Origin of the sequence: Nocardia sp. NPDC051030, from assembly GCF_040683015.1 — a bacterium.
Lineage (GTDB): Bacteria > Actinomycetota > Actinomycetes > Mycobacteriales > Mycobacteriaceae > Nocardia.
Genome location: NZ_JBFBCD010000009.1, coordinates 426,105 through 447,033, shown reverse-complemented (window position 1 = coordinate 447,033; position 20,929 = coordinate 426,105). Strand labels below are relative to the sequence as shown.

Genomic DNA, 20,929 nt, shown 5'->3' with positions numbered 1-20,929 from the left:
GGTCAGCGGCTACTACTAATGTCTTGACTCATGCGTGTCATCTACAACGAACAAATGGCCGAACTCGCCGACCTGCTCGGCGGTATGGCCGGGCTCGCCGGATCTGCGATGGAGCGGGCGACCCAGTCGCTGCTCACCGCCGACCTCGAGCTCGCGGAGCAGGTGATCTCCGAATATGACCGCATCGCCGAGATGATCACGCTGGCCGAGGAGAAGGCCTTCGCCCTCCTCGCACTCCAGGCTCCGGTCGCCGGCGACCTGCGCCAGGTGGTCAGCGCCATCCAGATCGTCGCCGACGTGAACCGCATGGGCGTGCTCGCCCTGCACGTCGCCAAGATGACCCGCCGGCGCTTCCCCAGCCACGCCGTGCCCGAGGCCGTCAACAGCTACTTCGCCGAAATGGGCCGCATCGCGGTCAAGATGGGCGCGAAGGCGAAAGAGGTCCTCGAGACCCGCGATCCGGATCGCGCCGCCAAGCTCAATGACGACGACGAGGCGATGGACGACCTGCGCAAGCACCTGTTCACGCTGATCATGGACCGCGACTGGGAGTTCGGCGTCGCGTCGGCCGTGGACGTGGCGCTGCTGGGCCGCTACTACGAGCGCTTCGCCGACCACGCCGTCGAGATCGGCCGCCGCGTGGTCTTCCTCGTCACGGGCGTGCTGCCTCCGGACCCGGACTCCGAAAAGGAAAGCATCTAACTTCGAGAACAGTTCGACGCCCGCACACGACACGGTGCGGGCGTCGAAACGTATTCGGAGCTCCTACAGGAGGATTCAGCCTTCTTGTGCTGAATCGGCTGTGGTGGGCTCTTTTTCGCGCCAGCCCAGCAGGATGGACTGATCCTGCTCGCGCCGCCATGGCAGGAGCACGGCCACCAGGATGGCCGACACCAGCAGCGCGCCCACCGCCACGTGCGATGCCGCCGATGCGCCCTGCATGGCCGCCACCTTCATGGCATTGACCAGGTCCAGCTTCGCTTGCGCCAGAATCGGATTCACCGGCGCTTTGACGATCTCCAGGACGCTGATCGGCGTATTGCTCGCCAGCTCCTTCTGTTGCGGATTCATGATCTGGTTCGGAATCCCGGCGATCCGGTCCGCGATCTCCCGGGTGTACACCGAGGTCATGATCGAGCCCAGCAGCGCGACGCCCAGCGCACCGCCCACCTCACGGGTGGTGTCATTGACGGCCGATCCCGCGCCCGCCTCCTCCAAAGACACCGAGCCCATGATGGATTCGGTGGCCGGACCCTGCACCACCGCGAAGCCGATGCCCAGCAGGATCATGGACACCACGACCGGGCCGACATACTCGGTCTCGGGAGTGACGGTGCCCGCGATGTACATGCCCACCGCGAGGATGAGCATGCCGCTCACGATCACCGCGGTCGAACCGACCTTCTGCGCCAGCATGATCGCCACCGGCGCACCGATGCCCACCGCCGCCGCGAAAGGCAGTGAGTGGATACCGAATTCGAGCGGGGTGAGCTCCTTCACGCCCTGGAAGTACTGAGTGATCAGGAACAGGAAGCCGAAGGCACAGAAGTAGGACACGGTGATCGCCATGGACGGGACCGCGAAGCGCCGGATCCGGAACAACCTCATATTCAGTACCGGTGCGTCGACCCGCAGCTCCCACGCCACGAACACGGCCAGTGCGAGCACCGAAAGCCCGTATCCCGCAAGGCTCTGCGTCGACAGCCAGCCGTGCTTGGGGGCCTCGATGATCGACCACACCAGCGCGGTCACACCCACCAGCGACAGGATGATGCCGACGCGGTCCAGCCGATGTACATGCGCCGCACGCGATTCCGGCGTGGTCGCCAGCACCGCCACAATGGCCACCAGCGCGACCGGCACATTGATCCAGAACACCGAGTGCCAGGAGAAGTGCTCGAGCAGCCAGCCACCCACCACCGGCCCGATGGCAATGGCGATACCGGCCATGGCCGTCCACAGTGCGATGGCGGCGGCCCGCTCCCGCGCCTGGGTGAAGATATTGGTGATCAGCGCCAGCGTCGCCGGGAAGACGACCGCCGCGAATACACCCATCCCGGCCCGTGCCGCGATGACCTGCCCGAGCCCCGAGGACAGCGCGCCCGCCGCCGACATGACCGCCACACCGGCCAGGCCGATGATCATGAACTTGCGCCGCCCGTACCGGTCGCCGAGATGACCCGTGGCGAGCAGCAGCCCGGAGAACGCCAGCGTGAACGCGTCCACGATCCACTGCAAGCCGCTCATATCGGCCTGCAGCTGCACCGCCATGGACGGCAGCGCCACGTTCACCAGCGTGTTGTCCAGCACGACAAGCAGTTCCGCCAGACAGATGGCGACCAGCGCCGCCACCCGTCCCCGTGCGGATAATCCCGCCACGCCGAGCCCGGATCCCCGGCTCGCCATTGAGACCGTCATCCCGCCACCTCCCAAACTAAACCGATCGGTTTACCTACGGGAATAGGCTAGCTGTGACCGACAGTTGCACACAATTACCCGCGGTGACTATCAGAGGCGACGCACTGCCCGCCCTTCGACGTGCTGCCCGTCACTCTCACGCCCTCAGCCGCAGGGATGCCGACGAGACGAGACGCCTGAAGACGCCTGAAAATGCCAGTGGCCTCTGTTCATGGAACAGAGGCCACTGATTTCCCGGCGGAGCTTTCTAGCCGAAGCGACCGGAGATGTAGTCCTCGGTGGCCTTCTGGGAAGGGTTGGAGAAGATCTTCTCGGTCTCGTCGATCTCGACGAGCTTGCCCGGCTTGCCCTGGGCCTCGAGGTTGAAGAACGCCGTCTGATCACTCACACGCGCGGCCTGCTGCATATTGTGCGTGACGATGACGATGGTGAACTCCTTCTTCAGCTCGGAGATCAGATCCTCGATCGCGAGCGTGGAGATGGGGTCCAGTGCGGAACACGGCTCGTCCATGAGCAGCACGTCCGGCGAGACCGCGATGGCGCGGGCAATGCACAGGCGCTGCTGCTGACCACCGGACAGGCCGCCACCCGGCTTGTCCAGACGGTCCTTGACCTCGTTCCAGAGGTTCGCGCCGCGCAGCGAGCGCTCGGCGGTCTCCTCGAGTTCCTTCTTGTTGCGCACGCCCTGCAAGCGCAGACCGGCCACCACATTGTCGCGAATGGACATGGTGGGGAACGGGTTCGGCCGCTGGAACACCATACCGATGGTGCGGCGCACGCCGACCGGGTCGATGTTCGCGCCGTAGATGTCCTCGCCGTCGAGCAGCACCGCGCCCTCGACGCGGGCCTCCGGGGTGACCTCGTGCATGCGGTTGAGCGAGCGCAGCACCGTGGACTTACCGCAGCCGGACGGACCGATGAAGGCCGTCACGCTACGCGGCAGCACGGTCAGCGACACATCGGCGACCGCGTGGAACTTCGCGTAGTAGATATTCAGGTCTTTGATGTCGATCCGCTTGGCCATCAGTCTTTTCCGTTCCTATCGGTTCCGCGTCAGCAGCTTGTTGACCGCGGCGGCGGCGAGATACAGCAGCGCGATGATCAGAATCAACGTCAGCGCGGCACCCCACACCCGCGCCCGGCCGGCCGGTTCCGGGTTGGCCAGTTCCTGGTAGATCATCAGCGGGAGCGAGGCCATATTGCCGTTGGAGATGTCGAAGTTGATCGACTTCGAGTAGCCGACCAGCACCAGCACCGGAGCGGTCTCACCCATGACGCGGGCCAGCGACAGCAGAATGCCGGAGATCATGCCGGGGGCCGCGGTCGGAACCACGATCCGCACAATGGTTTTCCACTTCGGGATGCCGAGTGCGTAAGAGGCCTCACGCAATTCGTCCGGCACCAGCTTCAGCATCTCCTCGGTGGAACGCACCACCACGGGGAGCATGAGCAGCACCAGCGCCAGCGACACCGCGAAAGCGCTCTGCGGGAAGCCGAAAGTCGAGATCCAGAGCGCGAAAATGAACAGCGCGGCCACGATCGAGGGCACACCGGCCAGGATGTCCACCATGAAGGTGGTGGTCTTGGCCAGCCAGCCGCGCCCGTATTCGACCAGGTAGACGGCGGCCATGATGCCCAGCGGCACCGCGATGATCGCGGCAATGCCGGCCTGCACGATGGTGCCGTAGATGGCGTGGTAGACACCGCCCGCCATCTGGTCGGGCAGCACGCCCTTCTGCGACTTGGTCCACCAGTCCAGCGACGCGACCGCGCGCCAGCCCCGGTCGACCACGGTGTAGAGCACCCACAGCAGCGGCACCAGCGCGATGCCGAAACAGGTCCACACCACGCCGGTAGCGAGATTGTTCTTGAAGCGGCGAGCCGGGCTGACGTGCCGGAAGGTCGGGGCCTTGATCGGCTTGTCGAGTGTGGTGGTCATCCGTTCACCTTCCCGCCCGCGATGAGCCGGGCCAATCCGTTGACGACGAAGGTCAGCGCGAACAAGACGAAACCAGCGGCGATGTACGCACCGGTCGGCAGCTTCGAACTGAATTCCGAAGCCGAAGCGGCGATTCGGGAGGCGAAGGTGTAGCCGCCGTCGAACAGCGACCAGCCGCCCGGCTTGGGTGAGGTGTGCAGCAACATGAGCACCGCGATGGTCTCACCGAGCGCGCGACCCAGGCCCAGCATGGAGCCCGCGATCACACCGGAGCGGCCGTAGGGCAGCACCGTCATGCGCACGACCTCCCACTTGGTGGCACCCAGCGCCTGCGCGGCCTCGATGTGCGCCCGCGGCGTCAGGCCGAAGACCTCACGGCTCACCGACGTGATGATCGGCAGAATCATCACCGCCAGCACCACACCGGCCGTGAAGATGGTGCCGCCACCGGCGATGCTGATGTTTCCGTCGGAGAACAGGAACAGCCAGCCGAGGTGCGAATTCAGGAAGGTCTGCACCGGTTCGGTTTTCGGAGCCAGAACCAGGACGCCCCACAGACCGAACACAACCGAGGGCACCGCCGCCAGCAGGTCCACGACCATGGAAAACGGTTTCGCCAAAGCCTTCGGCGAATAGTGCGTCAGGAACAGCGCGATACCGACACCGATCGGCACCGCGATCACCAGCGCGAACACCGAACTCAGCACCGTGACCATGAACAGGTCCTTGATGCCGAAGCGCAGGTTGTCCGCGTTCGAGGTGCTGAACTCGGTGCTGGTGAAGAAGTTCGCCTTGTTCGCCAGCACCGACGGCACGGCCCGAACCAACAGGAACAGGGCGATCAACGCGATGGCGGCGACGATGAGTCCGCCGGCGGTGGTGGCCGCCGAACGGAACACGAACTCCGCACCGTATTTCGAAGGGGCTTTGCGGTCGGCCGGCTTGGCACTGGGTTCGGTCGGCATGAGCGCAGTATCCCCCGACGGCAGGTCACGGTTCCCCCGCGGGCCGGTCGCAGTCGGCAGGCCCGCGGAGGAAATTTCGTCGTGCACGGTCATGGTGTTGTTTCGATCAGGCGATCAGGAAATGGCGTTGATCGCGGTGGCGAGCTTGGTCTTGAACGCGTCCGGGATCGGGACGTAGCCCGCATCGGCCAGACCGGTCTGACCATTGCCGACCGCCGAGGTCAGGAACGCCTTGACCGCCTTGGCGGTGTCCGCGTCGCTGTACTTCGAGCAGACGATCTCGTAGGTCGGCAGGATGATCGGGTACGCGCCGCCCACGGTCGGCTTGTAGAACGACGAGGTGTCCAGCACCAGGTCGTTGCCTTCGCCGGAGATCTTCACGCTCTCGATGGCCTTGGCCGCGGTGGCCGAGGTCAGCTCGACCGGCTTCGGGTCGTTCGAGGTGGAGGCGGTGAGAATGCGCGCCACCGACAGGTTCTGCGACTTGGCGAAGGACCACTCGTTGTAGGTGATCGAGTACTTGGTGTTCTTGATGGCGGCCGAGGTGCCCTCGTTGCCCTTGGCACCCTCACCGACGCCGCCGGTGAACGCCTTGCCCGCGCCCTTGGTCCACGCGCCCTCGGAGGCGGCGGTCAGGTACTTCTGGAAGTTGTCGGTGGTGCCCGACTCGTCCGAGCGGTAGATCACCGCGATCTTCTCGGCCGGCAGCTTGTCGGCCTTGCCCGAGTTCAGCGCCTTGATGTGCTGGTCATCCCAGCTGGTGATCTCACCATCGAAGATCTTCGCCATGGTCGGGCCGTCCAGCACCAGATCGGTGAGGTCGCCCAGGTTGTAGGTCACGGCGATCGGGCCGAACACGGTCGGCAGGTTCCAGGCCGGGCTGCCACAACGGGCGGCGGCCTTGGCGATCTCGTCCTTCTTGGCGTCCAGCGGCGAGTCGGAACCCGCGAAATCGGTCTGGCCGCCGAGGAACTCGTTCACGCCGGCGCCGGAGCCCGAGGAGGTGTAGTCCAGCTTGGCGCTGGTGCAGTTGCCTTCGTAGGCCGCGATGAAGCGGTCCATGGCGTTCTTCTGAGCGGACGAGCCACTGGCCTTGAGCGCGCTCTTACCGCCGCAGGCGACGTCGATCTTCGCGACGTTGCCCGTCTGGGCGGAGTTGTCGTCGCTGCCACAGGCGGTCAGCGTCATGGCGCCGGCCGCGGCCAGGACACCGATCAGGGCGCTGCTGCGCTTGAGATTCACTTGATTCCTCCGCGAATCACGGTCTGCACGCCCGACCCCTCAACGGTCGGACGGGCGTATGTGGCGGCCGTTCGCTGCGAACTAGCGCACCGGGCAGCGTGTGCCGCCCACAAGCAACGTAGGGGCGCACGGTTGACAGTTGGACCTGGGCAGGTGAACGGCGGATGAACAACCCACCCCGATTGCGACGCCAGCGGTGTGATGTTAGCCGCAGTGTTGCAGAATGCCGATCACGACACGACGGAGTAAGCCACGTCCACGTGCGAGCGGGTGAATCCGAGCCGGGTGTAGGTGTGCACGGCGGCCGTATTGTCGCCCTCGGTATAGAGCAGAACCTGCCCCAGCCCGCGCTCATGCAGATAGTGCAGACCGGCCAGCGTCAGCAGGCGGCCGAGACCGCGGCCCTGCGCGGCGGGATCGATGCCGACCACGTAAACCTCACCGAGCGGCGGGTTTTCGTCGTGATGCACCTTTGTCCAGTGGAAACCGAGGATTCGGGCCGGGTCGGCCGGGTCGACGGCGATGAACAGACCCTTCGGGTCGAACCAGGATTCCTGGCGGCGCGCGTCGATATCGCGCTCGGTCCAGCCGCCCTGTTCCGGATGCCAGGAGAAGGCGGCACCGTTCACGCGGAGCAGTTCGGCGTCATCGGAAGGCCCTGCGTACGTACGCAATTCGAGGCCCTCGGGCACCGCCAGTTCCGGTAGCTCAGAATTAGCGAGATCGCGGCGCATTTGCCACAATTCGCGCGAAACGGACAGCTTCAAACGCGCCGCCACCGCCTGCGCGGGCGGCAGATCACCATGCGCCCAGACCCGCGCCCCGGGACCACCGGCGGCCAGTGCGGCATCCACCAGACCCGTCCCGATGCCCTGTCCACGATGCTCCGGAGCGACGGCGACCTCGGCCATGGCCGGGTGCTCACTGTGTGCGGGAACGAGATTCGCGTATCCGACGACCTCGCCGGATCCCGCGACGGACGCCACCAGATGCCGGGCCGGGGATCGCGTGCCCAGCGAAAGTACCGCCTGCTCCGAGACGGGTGCGACCCGATCCGAGGCGGTCGCCCGCTCCAGCAGCTCCCGGACGGCCCGCGCGGTCTCCGCCGCGAGCTCGTCTTCCCAGTTCGCGGTGGTCGCCCGATCAGTCATTTACGCAGCGCCTATCTAGCTAGAGAGTGCCGTTCGCCGAGGTCAATTCGGAATCGTCGGTGCCGTCGGAGTCCGGAAAGCTGACCGCCGGTTCACCCTTCGCGCCCTGGGCGCGGGCCGGGCGGACCGCCTTGTAACCGACATTGCGCACGGTGCCGATCAGCGATTCGTATTCGGTGCCGAGCTTGGCGCGCAGTCGTCGCACGTGCACGTCGACGGTGCGGGTGCCGCCGAAGAAGTCATAGCCCCACACCTCTTGCAGCAGCTGCGCGCGGGTGAAGACCCGGCCGGCGTGCTGGGCGAGGTACTTCAGCAGCTCGAATTCCTTGTAGGTCAGGTCGAGCGGGCGGCCGCGCAGGCGCGCCGTATAGGTGCCCTCGTCGATGACGAGTTCACCCAGGGTGATCTTGCCGGTGTTCTCAGGGCTGGCGGCACCGCCATTGCGGGCCACCAATAGTCGAAGCCGGGCGTCCAGTTCGGCGGGGCCGGTGCCGGGCAACAGAATGTCGTCCAGCCCCCAGTCCGCGTTCACCGCGACGAGTCCGCCCTCGGTCAGCACCGCCACCACGGGCACCGAGGAACCGGTGCTGCCCAGCAAACGACACAGGCCGCGCGCGGCGGCCAGATCGATCCGGGCATCGACCAGCGCAACATCAGCGGATCCGGCCTCGAGCAACGACGCCACCTCGGTCGGCGCGGGCCGCACGTGATGCGGCAGCAACGCGAGCGACGGCAGAACCGCCTCGGGGTTAGGGTCGGAGGTCAGCAGGAGCAGCTCCATGGGGGCCCTCCATCCCATCTGGCATGTGCGTGGCAACTGCTCTGTACGCCACGACCGCATGCTGGTCATCACAGGTAATCGGTGCCTACATTAGCGTGTCCGCTCCGACAGCCTGGCATTCCGGGTTGCCGTCGCAACCCTGGTTACCGCGAAGATCACACTCGATGGCGACCTCCGACATCGCGGACAGCGCCATCGGACACGGTGGGCCGTCCCTACTAGGGTGCACGTATGGCTTTCCGTCGGGTGATCATTGGGCTGCTGTGCCTGGCCGGGCTGGCCGTCGTGCTCGATTTCGGCGCGGCGGCCTATTCGGAGTACCGGGTCTCGCGCATGCTGCGCGACGGCTCCAACCTCAGCGCGGATCCCGAAGTCACCTTCCACGGCTTCCCGTTCGTCGCGCAGGCCTTGAACGATGACTACAAGAAGATCGAGATCCGGGCCCGGGCCATGCGCCCCGACATCCCCGGCGAGATCATGGTCGAGGCCACCCTGAAGGACGTGCACCTGCCGCTGCGCGATCTCATCGACGGCCATGTCCGCACCGTCCCGGTGGACGAGGTGGAGGCCCGCATGCGGATCGAGCCCACCGAGCTGGGCCGCTTGTTCACGATCCCGGACCTGCAGGTGTTCGGCCCGCCCGCCGACAAGTCCGACGGCTCCGGCGGTTCCGGCGGCACCGGCATGACCACGGCGGGGGCGATCATCCTGACCGGCACCATCCCGCTCGAACCCGACACCCCGCTCACCGTCACCCCCAATGGGAAGAGCGGCGAAACCGTGAGCGTCCTGGCGGATCTGCGACTCGACGGCGATCAGGTGCGCATCACCGCCACCGATATCTACCGTGGCAATGAGGCCTCCCCCGCCGCCGTGGTGCCCGAGGCGGATCGCGCCGCCGTACTGGCCCGCTTCACCCGCACCATCGATACCAAGGACCTGCCCTTCGGCATTCGCCCCACCAAGGTGGAGGCCAGCGGCGGGCAGATCGTGGTCGAGGGCAAGGGCAGGAATGTCACCATCGATCTGGATCGGTTACAGCAGCCATGATCGAGATCGCGGTGCTCGTGGTGGCGCTCCTCGCGGCAATCGGCGCGGGAATCCTGGTGCGCCGCAATGAGGGCCGCGTCCGCACGATCACCCCGAGGCCGGACGTCCCGAAAACGCCCGGGGCCGAGGATGATTCGACGGGTACCGCCGCGGTGTCATCCCGCACCGCCCTGCTGACCGCCGCCGGTGTGGTCGCGGGCCGTCCCGCGGTCCTGCATTTCTCCGCCGACTGGTGCGGCCCGTGCGCCGCGGTGCGCCGGGTGGTGTCCGCGGTCGTCGCCGATCTGTCCGGCACCCCCGCGCCGCCCCTCGATATCGAGGTGGATATAGACGCGAATCCGGACCTGGCGCGCGAGCTGAACGTGCTCTCGCTGCCCACAACCTTTGTCTTCGATGCGGCCCAACGAGATTTATTCCGCATAGCCGGAGTCCCGAAGGCGGCGGATCTGCGCACGTCACTGGCACCATTAACCGTCTCGACGGCCGCAGAGTGACCAGCATTACGGACCCCGGGTCCAATTTCCCCCGGAAACCGGGTAAACTCCCCTTCGTGGAATCCAACCGCGAGCTGATGCTCACCCGACGCCGCACAGTAGACCTGTGCCGCCTCGGCGGTTGTTGCTGCCTGTGCCGCTAGCCGGTCGGCCTTTCGAATTCTTCTGACGCCGACCGGGTTTGACCCGCCGTACGAGAGATCATGTCGATCCTCCGGCGATCTGGCCATATAGACCTTCAGCGCAGGAGCACACTCATGTCGAATCAGAATCCCCTGAAACCGCCTGTGGGACAGGTGGATGTCCGCGGCCCGCGTTTCGCCGCCTGGATCACTACCGCTGTCCTGGCGCTCGTCCTGATCGTTTCCGTCTTCTCCGTCCCCGCCGCCGCCGTGCTGCTGGCCGTGCAAGCGGTGGTGTTCGCGCTCGGCGCCGCCAATGGCCCGCGCCGCAGCCCCTACGGACGGATCTACGCCACCCTGGTCGCGCCGCGCATCGGCCCCGCGCCCGAAGTGGAACCGATTGCGCCGCTGCGATTCGCGCAGCTGGTCGGCCTGATCTTCGCCGTGCTCGGCGTGATCGGGTTCGCGGCCGGCAGCACTCTCGCCGGTGCCATCTTCACCGGGTTCGCCTTGTTCGCGGCCTTCCTCAACGCGGCCTTCGGTATCTGCCTGGGCTGCAAGATCTATCCCCTCGCCGCGCGTTTTCTCCCGAAGGCCGCGACGAGCTCCCCGACCGCCTGACCCCTCAACCAACCGCCTGACTCCGGCAACACATCGAAAGGAACAACATGGCTCGCTCCGATGCCCTGGTCTCCGCTGACTGGGTCGAAGAGAACCTGAACACCCCGGGCGTCGTCCTCGTCGAGGTCGACGAAGACACCTCCGCCTACGACCTGGGGCACATCGAGGGCGCCGTGCGTCTCGACTGGAAGAAGGATCTGCAGGACCAGGTCCGGCGTGACTTCGTCAACCGCGAGCAGTTCTCCGATCTGCTGTCGGCCCGCGGTATCGGCAACGACGACACCGTCGTGCTGTACGGCGGCAACAACAACTGGTTCGCGGCCTACGCGTACTGGTACTTCAAGCTCTACGGCCACCAGGACGTGAAGCTGCTCGACGGTGGCCGCAAGAAGTGGGAGCTCGACGGCCGCCCGCTGGTCAAGGATGTCGTGTCGCGTCCGGCCACCGCCTACAAGGCCAGCGAGCAGGACCTGACCATCCGCGCGTTCCGTGACGAGGCCATCGCGGCCATCGGCACCAAGAACCTGGTCGACGTGCGCTCCCCCGACGAGTTCTCGGGCAAGATCCTGGCCCCGGCTCACCTGCCGCAGGAGCAGTCGCAGCGTCCGGGCCACATCCCGACCGCCATCAACGTGCCGTGGTCCAAGGCCGCGAACGAGGACGGCACCTTCAAGTCCGACGAAGAGCTGGCCACCCTCTACAAGGAGGCCGGTCTGGACGGCGAGAAGGAGACCATCGCCTACTGCCGCATCGGCGAGCGTTCCTCGCACACCTGGTTCGTGCTGCAGGAGCTGCTGGGCCACAAGAACGTCAAGAACTACGACGGGTCCTGGACCGAGTACGGGTCCCTCGTCGGTGCACCGATCGAGTTGGGAGCGTAATCAATATGTGTGCAGCACCTACCCAGGGTCAGGCCATCCCGGCCAATGTCGACGTCGAGAAGGAGACGGTCATCACCGGCCGCGTCCTGACCGCTGACGGCCAGACCGTCGGTGGCGCGTTCGTGCGCCTGCTCGACGGCAATGGCGACTTCACGGCCGAGGTCGTGGCCTCGGGCACCGGCGACTTCCGCTTCTTCGCGGCGCCGGGCTCGTGGACCATCCGCGCGCTGTCCGCCTCCGGCAACGGCACCGCCGAGGTCGCGCCCGAGGGCGCCGGCATCCACACTGTGGACGTCACCGTCGCCAAGTAAGGCGATACCTCGAAATACCTGAAACGGCCCCGGGATTCATTTCCCGGGGCCGTTTTCGTGCGCTTTCGCCCACACACCCCCGGACCCGCTTCGCTTCGCCGGGGCCGTGCGATTAGAATCCGAGACGTGGTGCTTACCTTCGAGATACTGCTGGTTCTCGTCTCCGTACTGATCGCCTGGTTCGGTCTGTACGTCCTCTACCGGCTGTTCACCGAGTCGTGACCGACCCGGCACAGGAGAACGTCGACAACGAAGTGGCCAATGGGTCGGCGTCGACGACGCCGACCAAACGCCATGACGACGGTTCACGGCGCAGTGGTGACCAGGCGGTCGCCGAGGCGGTCGAACGGGCCAAATCGAGCGGGGCGCTGAACATTCCGTCGCTCCCCGGACTTCCGCTGCCCGAGGACACCGCCAACCTGCGGCTGGGTCCCGACCTGAGTTCCTCCATGCTCGCGCTGCTGCCGCTGGTCGGCGTGTGGCGCGGTGAGGGCGAGGGCAACAATGTGGAGACCGGCGACTACCGCTTCGGCCAGCAGATCATCGTCGCCCACGACGGCGGCGACTATCTCACCTGGGAATCGCGTTCCTGGATCGTCGACACCGACGGCAATTACGGCGGACCTGATCTGCGCGAGAGCGGGTTCTGGCGGGTCGGCATCGACGGCGACGACGAGGTCCTCGAACTGCTGCTCACCCACTCGACCGGCATTGTCGAACTCTTCTACGGCCAGGCGCTGACCCAGTCCTCCTGGGAGCTCGCCACCGATGTGGTGATCCGCAGCCAGTCCGGCATCGTGGTCGGCGGTGCGAAGCGGCTCTACGGCATTGTCGAGGGCGGCGACCTCGGCTACGTCGAGGAGCGCATCGGACCGGACGGGGCTCTCGAACCGCGCCTGTCCGCCCGCCTGCAACGCCACGTGGGCTAGCCCGAAACATAGATCAGCCGGTTGTCTCTAGACAGACAACCGGCTGATTTTTTTGCCCCTGAAACGGGGAACGACCCCCTAGCTGTTACCGCGGATGCAACATTCGCGGTTCCCGATCGGACAAGACCGGGAGGCTAGGGGGCCGGGTGACTGCCTGGAATTCGCTAAGCGCTCGCGCTACGGGATTCCGTTGCAGCGGTGGCCCTTAGCGGACAGCCACCTCACGAGTCCTCGAATTACCAACCATTATTCGAACCACCTCCTTTCCGTGTACAGATGAAAGTAGTCGGCCGCGGCGAACCCGGCAACGCATTTTCTCCGACTGCGAAATCGCAGGTCAGTTGTGGTTTGCGGGAATAAGCCGGTCGATTGTGATGGTGCCGTCCGCGGCGACGCGGACGATGGTGTCCGCGCGATGCTCCGGCGGCAGCTGATGCGTGACCACCACGACCGTCCGATCCGCGTCGACCAGGCCATGCGATTCATCCAGCAGTCCACGCAGCAGCTCCGCGCCCGACTCGGCCTCCAGATGTTCGGTCGGCTCATCCAGCAACAGCACTCGTACCGGGGCGAGCAGCGCCCGAGCCAACAGGATGCGGCGACGCTGACCACCCGAAACGGCCGCCGCGCCACCGACCAGATCGGTGTGCACGCCCTCGGGCAGGGAGTCCAGCCACGCACCCGCTCCCACCGCACGCAGCGCCTGCTCGGCCTCCCGCGCGGTGATGTCACCGCGAGCCACCCGCAGGTTCTCGAGCACCGTGGTGCCGAACAGGTGGGCATCCTCGGCAAAGAAGGTGACGCCCGCGCGAGGAGTGTCGAACAGGCCTGCCCAATGCATCAGCAGGGTGGTCTTCCCGGCACCGCTCGGACCGACCACGGCGATCCGCCGCCCCGCCGGTAGCTCGGGCAGATCCATTGCCGGACCCTCGGATTCGGTGCGCTCGAGATCATCCAGCCGATGCAGGGCAGCCCGCCCCGTCGTGAGCGCCTGCGCCGCGGCGGGTAACACCCCGACCGCCTCGAACGCGGACAGCGGCACCAGCACCAGCACCGCGAGGGCCATGGGCGTGATCCCGCCACCCGCCACGGTCTGAAATCCGCCTATGTCCACCGCCGGACCGGTCCCGTACAACACGATCCCGATCAGCAGCGCGCCGAGCACACTCACCCCGATGGACAACGGCAATACCGCCGCAGACCAAGCGCTGCGCGCGGCAGCCCGATCCTCGGCCGCCACCGCACGCTTCCCGGCCAGCTCGGCCGCCCCGATCGCCCCGGAAAGCCTTCCGGCCACCCGCAATTCGGCCGCATGATCGAGCACCGTCAACGCCTCGGCCGTGAACTCCGTCCGATCGGCCCGCACAGCCAACTCGGCCTCCCGCGCCGCCCGAGCCGAAAGCCACGGCGCAATAATCCCCGAAACCGCCAGCGCCCCAGCCAATATCAGCGCGGCGTACACAGAAATAGCCGCCATCAGGCCGACCGCGGCCACCGACAGCACGAGCGCCACCGCGATCGGAACGAACGCCCGAACCACCACGGCGCCAAGATCATCGATATCCGAACCGACCCGGCTCAGCAGCTCTCCCCGCCGCAACTGCGTCGGATCCCCTTGCCGCGGTGGCTCTTCGGTGCCGAATGGCCGATCGGCCGCCACGCTTCCCGATCCGGTCCGCCGAGGCCGCCAGATATCGGCCGCCGCGAGCGTCCGGTAGGTGCTGGTCCGTGCCAAGCTCATCGACCGCAACGCCACATCGTGGGTGGCCAGCCGCTCGAGATACCTGCACAGCCCTCGCGCGATGCCCAACGCCCGTACCGTCACCACCGCGATCGACAGATCCAGCACCGGCGGCATCTCCCACGCCCGCGCAATCAGCCACGCAGCCAAGGCCGCCAGCCCCAGCCCACTCCCGAGCGCCGCCACTCCCCAAGCAACGGAAACCGCCATCCGCCACGGCGAAAGCTCCAGCAATTCGCGAATCCGCCGAAAGTCCTCCAGCACAGCCCTCATCGCACCCTCACCTCACCACTACCCGCAGCTCCGACCCCATCCGGAACCGCAACCGTGCTTTCTGTCGCAGCGCCCCGCCGCGCGGTGATCGCCGACGCGAGGTCCTCACCTCCGGAACTCTGGAACGCCGAGTCCGTGCTCCGGCGTGGATCGTGCACGGCGGTATTCGATTCCGCGTCCGCTGCACCCAGGTCATCGATCCGGGCATCGCGGGTGTCCGACCCGGATTCCACCGCGATGCTCGGAGATTCGCTCGGGACGGCGAAGGCTGACTCCGCCGCTGGAACGATGGGCCCGCGCACACCTGCGTGGGTGGCCGCTCCGACTGGGTTCGCATCGGAGGAGGGGGTGGCGGGGTGTGGAACGGCGTGGACTTCGACGATGTGGTCAGCCACGGCGAGGACGGCGGGGCGGTGGCCGACGATTACGACGGTGGCTCCGGCTCGGGCGCGGGCCACCAAGGCGGCGAGAACCGTTTGTTCGCAGGCCTCGTCGAGGTGGGCGGTGGGTTCGTCCAGCAGGAGGATGTGGCGGTCGGCGGCCAAGGTTCTAGTGAGAGCGAGGCGTTGGCGCTGGCCCAGGGAGAGGCCGGTGCCGCCCGTGCCGACGATCGTGTTCCAGCGGGCCGGGAGTTCGTCGAGTATGGCATCGAATCCGGTAGCGGTGCAGGCGTTCTCCAGCTCGGCGGCACTGGCGGGCGGGCCGAGTAGTTCCAGGTTTTCGCGGAGGGTGCCGGGGACCAGGACGGGGCGCTGCGGGAGCCAGGCCAAGCGGGACCACCACTGGTCGCGGTCGAGGGCGGCAACCGGGGTGCCGTCCACCGTCACCTCGCCCGAATCGGGGGTGAGCAGTCCCAGGATCGCCTGGAGGGCAGTGGATTTGCCGCTGCCGTTCGGACCGGCCAGGACGGTGACGGTGCCGGGGCGGAGGACGGCTGTCAGCCCACCGGGGGCCGCTCCGTCGCGGGCCGCGACGGACAGATCTCGAATGTCTATGCGGCCGAGGCAGTCTCGAATTTCGACGGTGGTCGACCGTCCGACGCTATCGGCGGCCGGATTCGGCTCGGCGGGGGTGGCGGGGTCGAGGACCGCGAAAGCCTTTTCGGCGGCGGCCATTCCGTCCTGGGCGGCGTGGAAGCGCTCACCCACCGCACGGAGGGGTAGATACACCTCGGGGGCGAGGATTAGCGCGACCAGACCCGCGTGCAGGCCCATTTCACCGAAGACCAAGCGCATGCCGATGGAGACGGCGACCAGGGCTACACAGAGGGTCGCGAGCATTTCCAGGACCATGGAGGAGAGAAAGGCCAAGCGGAGGGCCGACATGGTGCGGCGGTGCAGGGTGTCGCCGAGGTCGCGGACGCGAGTCGCCATGCTGCGGGGCGACTCCGGTTGTGCGGCAGCGTCACCCGACACCAGGGCAGCCTCATCCGATCCCGCCGCAGCGTCACCCGATCCCGCGGCAGCATGGTCGGGTCCTGTGGCGGCATTCGACAGCCGCGCGCGGCCGGACTCGCGGCCCAAGGCGCGCAGGGTGGGCATGCCCGCAAAGAGGTCCAGCAGCTGATCGGAGAGCTGGGTGGTGGCGGCGAGGGTGCCCTTGGCCCGGCCCTGGGTGAGTAGGCCGATGAGGATCATGAAGATCGGGATCAAGGGGAGGGTCACCGCGATGATCGCCCCGGAGACCCAGTCGTGGAGGGCGATTACGGCCAGCACGATGGGTGGGACGAGGGTGGAGAGCAGGAGGGCGGGGAGGTAGCCCGCGAGGTAGGAGCGGAGGCCGGTGAGGCCGGAGCTGACGACTACCGCTAATTCGGTTCGGCGGGTTTCCAGTTCGCGGGGCTGCAGGTGGGCTCCGGCGGTGAGGACGGCCGTCTCGAGTTCGGCCACTACCTGGGCTCCGGCGCGGTGGGCGAGGCGGGACTGCCACCAGGTGGCGGCGGCCCGGCAGGTGATGGCGGTGGCGAGGATCGCCAATTCGAGGGTCCAGGAGCCTATTTCGCGGAGGGACGGGTCGGTGATGACTCCGGCCAGGATGCGCGCCAGGGCGAGGGCCGCGATCACGATGCAGAGGGTGGTGATCAGTGAGAGTGTCACGCTCAGGGCGAGATACGTGCGCGCCGAGCGGGCGTACCGCCACAGCCGCGGATCGATCGGCCGTGCCATGTCGACCTCCTCGGGGTGCGCGCCCCCGGCACTGTGCCGGGGGCGCGGTCCCGTCCAACTAGATACTGCGAGCGGTTACGGCTTCGACTCCGCCAGGGGCAGGCCGATCGGGGCCGGGATCTGCTCCATGGTGAGCCGCTTGCGGAAGACCCAGTACGTCCAGCCCTGGTAGATCAGGACGATCGGGGTCATGACCACCGCCACCCAGCTCATGACGACCAGCGTGTAGTGCGTCGAGGACGCGCTCACGGTGCCGTCGCGGCCGTCGACGCTGAGGCTGTAGGCCGCGTCGATGGTGGAGGGCAGCACATTCGGGAACAGCGATCCGAACAGCAGTACCGTGGCCGCCGCGATGGTGAGCGCGGTGCCGGTGAAGGCCCAGCCGTCGCGCCCCTGGGTGGCGGCGAAGCCCGCGACCAGCAGGCCGACCACGGCCAGTGCCAGCGGAATCCAGGTCCAGTCGTGCCCGTAGGCGAGCTGGGTCCAGATGCCGAAGGCGGCGACCACGACGGCGGTGGGCACGAACAGGATTCGGATCAGGCGCTGGGCGTCGTCGCGCACCTCATTGCCGGTCTTGAGCGCGATGAACACCGCCCCGTGCAGCGCGAACAGCAGCGTCGTGGTGAGCGCCGCGAGCAGCGAGTACGGGTTGAGCAGATCGAACAGATTGCCTTCGATCATCTTGTGCTCGTTGAGCTTCACGCCGTGAATGATGTTGCCGAACGCGAGACCCCAGGCGATGGCCGGAATCCAGGACCCCAGCCCGATACCGACATCGGCCCAGAACCGCCACTTCGGATCGTCGATCTTGCTGCGGTATTCGATGGCCACCGCGCGCACGATCAATCCGACCAGAATCAGCAGCAAGGCCAGATAGAACCCGGAGAACAGGCTGGCGTACCACTCGGGGAACGCCGCGAACAGCGCGCCGCCGCCGGTGAGCAGCCACACCTCATTGCCGTCCCACACCGGTCCGATGGTGTTGAGCACCACCCGCTTCTTGACCTCGGAGCCCTTGCCGATGATCGGCATGAGCATGCCGACGCCGAAGTCGAAGCCCTCCAGCACGAAGTAGCCGGTGAAGAGCACGCCGATCAGTAGGAACCAAAATACTTGCAGACTCATGCCCGACTCCTAGTAGGCGAAGGAAAGCTTCTCGACGGCTTCGGAGTCCCCGGTCATCTTCGGGGTGTCATCGTCGCCGCCGCTCACTGCGCCGATGGCTGGGTGATCCGGGCCCGCGATCACGTAGCGCCGCATCAGGTAGAACCACACCACCGCGAGCATCCCGTAGAGCAGGGTGAAGACGATCAGCGAGGTCAGGACGGTGCCCGCCGAGACCCCGGAGACGCCCTGCTGGACTGTCATTCGAATGTTGTGGTCACCGGTCGGATTGGGTGCGACCACCCAGGGCTGGCGGCCCATCTCAGTGAACACCCAGCCCGCGCTATTGCCCACGAATGGCGTGACGATGGCGAGCAGCGACAGCCAGCCGAACCATTTCATATCGGGCACCCGGCCGCGCCGCGTCACCCAGAATCCGGCCAGCGCCAACAGGATCGAGCCGGCCATCAGGCCGATCATGGCGCGGAAGGACCAGTAGGTGACGAACAGGTTGGGCCGGTAGTCGCCGATGCCGTACTTCTCGTTGTAGGTCACCTGCAAGTCCTTGACACCCTGCAACGTGACGTCGTTGAACTTGCCTTCGGCCAGGTACGGCAGCACGAACGGCACCTCGATGAGGTGGTCCACACTGTCGCAGTTGTTGTGCGTGCCGACCGTGAGGACCGAGAAGTCCGGATCGGTTTCGGTGTGGCACAACGATTCCGCCGACGCCATCTTCATGGGCTGCTGTTTGAACATCAGCTTGCCCTGGATGTCACCGGTGAACACCATGGCGATACAGGCGACCACGATCACCCACAGCCCGAACCGGGCGGCGGGCCGCCAGGTGGTGCGGGCGTATTCGAGGGGCGCTTCGGTTCCGTCGGCCTTGGCCTGCCGCGCCTGTTTCACCATCCACCAACCGGCGATACCGGCGACGAAGGTGCCCGCGGTGAGGAAGGCTCCGGCCACCACGTGCGGGAAGGCCGCGAGAGTGGTGTTGTTGGTGAGCAATTCGAAGATGCTCGTGAGTTCGGCGCGCTTGGTCTCCGGATTGTATTTCGCGCCCACCGGATGCTGCATGAACGAGTTGGCCGCGACAATGAAGTACGCGGAGGCGTTCACGCCGATGGCGACTATCCAGATCGTCGCCAGGTGCACCTTTTTGGGCAGCCGGTCCCAGCCGAAGATCCAGAGTCCGAGGAAGGTGGACTCCAGGAAGAAGGCGACCAGGGCCTCCATGGCGAGCGGTGCGCCGAATACGTCACCGACGAATCGGGAGTACTCGCTCCAGCTCATGCCGAACTGGAATTCCTGCACGATGCCGGTGGCGACACCGAGGGCGAAGTTGATCAGGAACAGCTTCCCGAAGAACTTGGTGAGGCGGTACCAATGCTCCTTGCCCGTGACCACCCACGCGGTCTGCATACCCGCGACGAGCGGGGCGAGGCCGATGGTGAGCGGCACGAAGATGAAGTGATAAACGGTGGTGATTCCGAACTGCCAGCGTGCGACGTCTACGACGCTCATCCGACCTCCTGCCGATCTACGACATGACGTAGTACCAGACAGTACGCCTCGGAATCAGCGAATCAACATGCGCCACGCCACAGTGTCCAGAAATTAGCTGGACCGTTAAGTTCGCGCGAACGACTCACCAGTCCGCGATGCTCCCCTGCTGCGCGATCCCGCGATCCACCAGCTCGGTGATCTCGGCAGCGGTGTCCGGGGCCGACATTCGCAGCCCGTCCAAGGACTTCACCCGCGCCGCCAAGGTGACACTGGACAGCATCCAGATGCTGTCGGCGGTGATGAGATCGGCCGTGAACAGCGGCTCGTACAGGCACTCATAGCCCGCCTTCTCCGCCACGGTGTACAGCGCGCGCTGAGTCGTCCCAGGTAGCACCCCATTTCGTGCAGGCGGGGTGATCAACTGTTTACCCCGGGAGATGACCACCGTGGAACGCGGTCCCTCCAGCACCCGATGCTCGGTGCTGGTGAAGATGACGTCGTCGGCCCCCATCCGCTGGGCGAATCGCAGCGCGGCCATATTCGTTGCGTACGAAAGGGTTTTGGCCCCCAGCAACTGCCACGGCGCGGCCTGCGCCAGATCGATGGAGATACCGCGCGACAATGTGATGACCGAAACACCCTCGGTGCGAGCGGTTTTGACGCGATCGGGTACGGAAAGCACCAAAACGTAACCGGTGGTGGCCGGTTCGGCCTCGGACAGCTCCCCACCATTGATAGCCGTTGCTTTGCTGGAGGAACCGTGATGGCTGTCACGCCCGCGGGTGAGCACCATCCGCAGCAGCCCCTCGCGCTCACTCCCCCATTCCTTGGCCGCCGTCTGCACGGCAGACCGCCAGGCGTCCAGATTCGGCGCGGGCAATTCGAGCGCCTCCGCCGACCGGCGTAGTCGGCCCAGGTGCAGTTCCAGCGCGCACGCCGTCCCCTCCCGCACCAGCACCGTCTCGAACACGCCGTCGCCCCGCAGCGTCCCGATATCGTCCGCATACAACAACGGCGCATCCGGATCCCGGATCGCGCCGTCAAGAGTCACCAAAACCCGTTCCACCATGCGACCGAGCCTAGGACAGCAACCGTTTTCCCGAGCCCTAACCGAGCGGCAGAACCCGCCAACCCGCCTGTACAGCGGTGAGGGAGTTCCGGCGGCGGGATTACCGCGTGTCGAGCCGCACAGCCGCTCCCTCGGGGGTGTCCGAATACGCAGGCTAGGGT

Annotated in this window: 18 protein-coding genes and 1 pseudogene; 7 read left to right on the top strand and 12 right to left on the bottom strand. The window is 66.4% G+C overall.

Features of this window, described 5'->3' with window-relative positions:
- Window positions 1-30 precede the first annotated feature (30 nt).
- Window positions 31-702: a phosphate signaling complex protein PhoU gene (gene phoU / locus AB0N05_RS30050; RefSeq protein WP_364699976.1), complete on the top strand. Its 672-nt coding sequence runs from the start codon at window positions 31-33 to the stop codon at window positions 700-702.
- A 75-nt stretch (window positions 703-777) separates the two neighbouring features.
- Here phoU and AB0N05_RS30045 read toward each other — a convergent pair whose 3' ends face one another.
- The 7 genes from AB0N05_RS30045 to AB0N05_RS30015 form a co-directional block, all read right to left on the bottom strand.
- Window positions 778-2,418, bottom strand: coding sequence for an MFS transporter (locus AB0N05_RS30045; RefSeq protein ID WP_364699974.1), 1,641 nt, complete (start codon window positions 2,416-2,418; stop codon window positions 778-780).
- Window positions 2,419-2,665: 247 nt separating this feature from the next.
- Window positions 2,666-3,442 (bottom strand): phosphate ABC transporter ATP-binding protein PstB, encoded by a 777-nt coding sequence (pstB, locus tag AB0N05_RS30040; protein WP_364699972.1) that lies wholly within the window; start codon window positions 3,440-3,442, stop codon window positions 2,666-2,668.
- Between the two features lie 15 nt (window positions 3,443-3,457).
- On the bottom strand, window positions 3,458-4,357 hold the full coding sequence (gene pstA / locus AB0N05_RS30035) for a phosphate ABC transporter permease PstA (protein ID WP_364699970.1): 900 nt from the start codon (window positions 4,355-4,357) through the stop codon (window positions 3,458-3,460).
- Window positions 4,354-5,322 carry a phosphate ABC transporter permease subunit PstC gene (pstC, locus tag AB0N05_RS30030; RefSeq protein ID WP_364699968.1) on the bottom strand — a complete coding sequence of 323 codons (969 nt, stop codon included), beginning with the start codon at window positions 5,320-5,322 and terminating at the stop codon, window positions 4,354-4,356. Before pstC ends, pstA begins: the two co-directional genes overlap by 4 nt.
- 114 nt (window positions 5,323-5,436) lie before the next feature.
- Window positions 5,437-6,564 (bottom strand): phosphate ABC transporter substrate-binding protein PstS, encoded by a 1,128-nt coding sequence (pstS, locus tag AB0N05_RS30025; protein ID WP_364699966.1) that lies wholly within the window; start codon window positions 6,562-6,564, stop codon window positions 5,437-5,439.
- Window positions 6,565-6,794: 230 nt separating this feature from the next.
- Complete coding sequence (mshD, locus tag AB0N05_RS30020; RefSeq protein ID WP_364699964.1) at window positions 6,795-7,715, bottom strand: mycothiol synthase; 921 nt, start codon at window positions 7,713-7,715, stop codon at window positions 6,795-6,797.
- Between the two features lie 19 nt (window positions 7,716-7,734).
- The gene (locus AB0N05_RS30015; protein ID WP_364699962.1) at window positions 7,735-8,496 is read right to left on the bottom strand and encodes a response regulator transcription factor; all 762 of its coding nucleotides are present in this window, start codon (window positions 8,494-8,496) and stop codon (window positions 7,735-7,737) included.
- A gap of 231 nt (window positions 8,497-8,727) precedes the next feature.
- On the opposite strand from AB0N05_RS30015, the gene AB0N05_RS30010 reads away from it, so the two are divergent.
- The 6 genes from AB0N05_RS30010 (at window position 8,728) to AB0N05_RS29985 (ending at window position 12,904) form a co-directional block, all read left to right on the top strand.
- Entirely contained in the window at window positions 8,728-9,546 is an 819-nt protein-coding gene (locus tag AB0N05_RS30010) for an LmeA family phospholipid-binding protein (RefSeq protein WP_364699960.1), read from the top strand.
- Entirely contained in the window at window positions 9,543-10,040 is a 498-nt protein-coding gene (locus AB0N05_RS30005) for a thioredoxin family protein (protein ID WP_364699958.1), read from the top strand. The genes AB0N05_RS30010 and AB0N05_RS30005 overlap by 4 nt, the downstream gene beginning before the upstream one ends.
- 257 nt (window positions 10,041-10,297) lie before the next feature.
- Entirely contained in the window at window positions 10,298-10,783 is a 486-nt protein-coding gene (locus AB0N05_RS30000; RefSeq protein ID WP_364699956.1) for a DUF4395 domain-containing protein, read from the top strand.
- Window positions 10,784-10,830: 47 nt separating this feature from the next.
- Window positions 10,831-11,664, top strand: a complete 834-nt coding sequence (locus AB0N05_RS29995) for a sulfurtransferase (RefSeq protein WP_364699954.1) — start codon at window positions 10,831-10,833, stop codon at window positions 11,662-11,664.
- 5 nt (window positions 11,665-11,669) lie between these two features.
- Complete coding sequence (locus AB0N05_RS29990; protein WP_364699952.1) at window positions 11,670-11,975, top strand: DUF1416 domain-containing protein; 306 nt, start codon at window positions 11,670-11,672, stop codon at window positions 11,973-11,975.
- Window positions 11,976-12,229: 254 nt separating this feature from the next.
- Window positions 12,230-12,904: an FABP family protein gene (locus AB0N05_RS29985; RefSeq protein WP_364700129.1), complete on the top strand. Its 675-nt coding sequence runs from the start codon at window positions 12,230-12,232 to the stop codon at window positions 12,902-12,904.
- 337 nt (window positions 12,905-13,241) lie between these two features.
- On the opposite strand, the gene AB0N05_RS29980 is transcribed toward AB0N05_RS29985, so the two are convergent.
- From AB0N05_RS29980 to AB0N05_RS29960, 5 genes and pseudogenes are all read right to left on the bottom strand, one after another.
- Entirely contained in the window at window positions 13,242-14,918 is a 1,677-nt protein-coding gene (locus tag AB0N05_RS29980; RefSeq protein WP_364699950.1) for an ATP-binding cassette domain-containing protein, read from the bottom strand.
- A gap of 365 nt (window positions 14,919-15,283) precedes the next feature.
- A pseudogene (locus AB0N05_RS29975) lies at window positions 15,284-17,083 on the bottom strand (ATP-binding cassette domain-containing protein); the annotation flags it as partial.
- Window positions 17,084-17,158: 75 nt separating this feature from the next.
- Window positions 17,159-18,208 carry a cytochrome d ubiquinol oxidase subunit II gene (gene cydB / locus AB0N05_RS29970; protein ID WP_364699948.1) on the bottom strand — a complete coding sequence of 350 codons (1,050 nt, stop codon included), beginning with the start codon at window positions 18,206-18,208 and terminating at the stop codon, window positions 17,159-17,161.
- 9 nt (window positions 18,209-18,217) lie between these two features.
- On the bottom strand, window positions 18,218-19,717 hold the full coding sequence (locus AB0N05_RS29965) for a cytochrome ubiquinol oxidase subunit I (protein WP_364699946.1): 1,500 nt from the start codon (window positions 19,715-19,717) through the stop codon (window positions 18,218-18,220).
- Window positions 19,718-19,841: 124 nt separating this feature from the next.
- Complete coding sequence (locus AB0N05_RS29960; protein WP_364699944.1) at window positions 19,842-20,768, bottom strand: aminodeoxychorismate lyase; 927 nt, start codon at window positions 20,766-20,768, stop codon at window positions 19,842-19,844.
- Window positions 20,769-20,929: the final 161 nt, after the last annotated feature.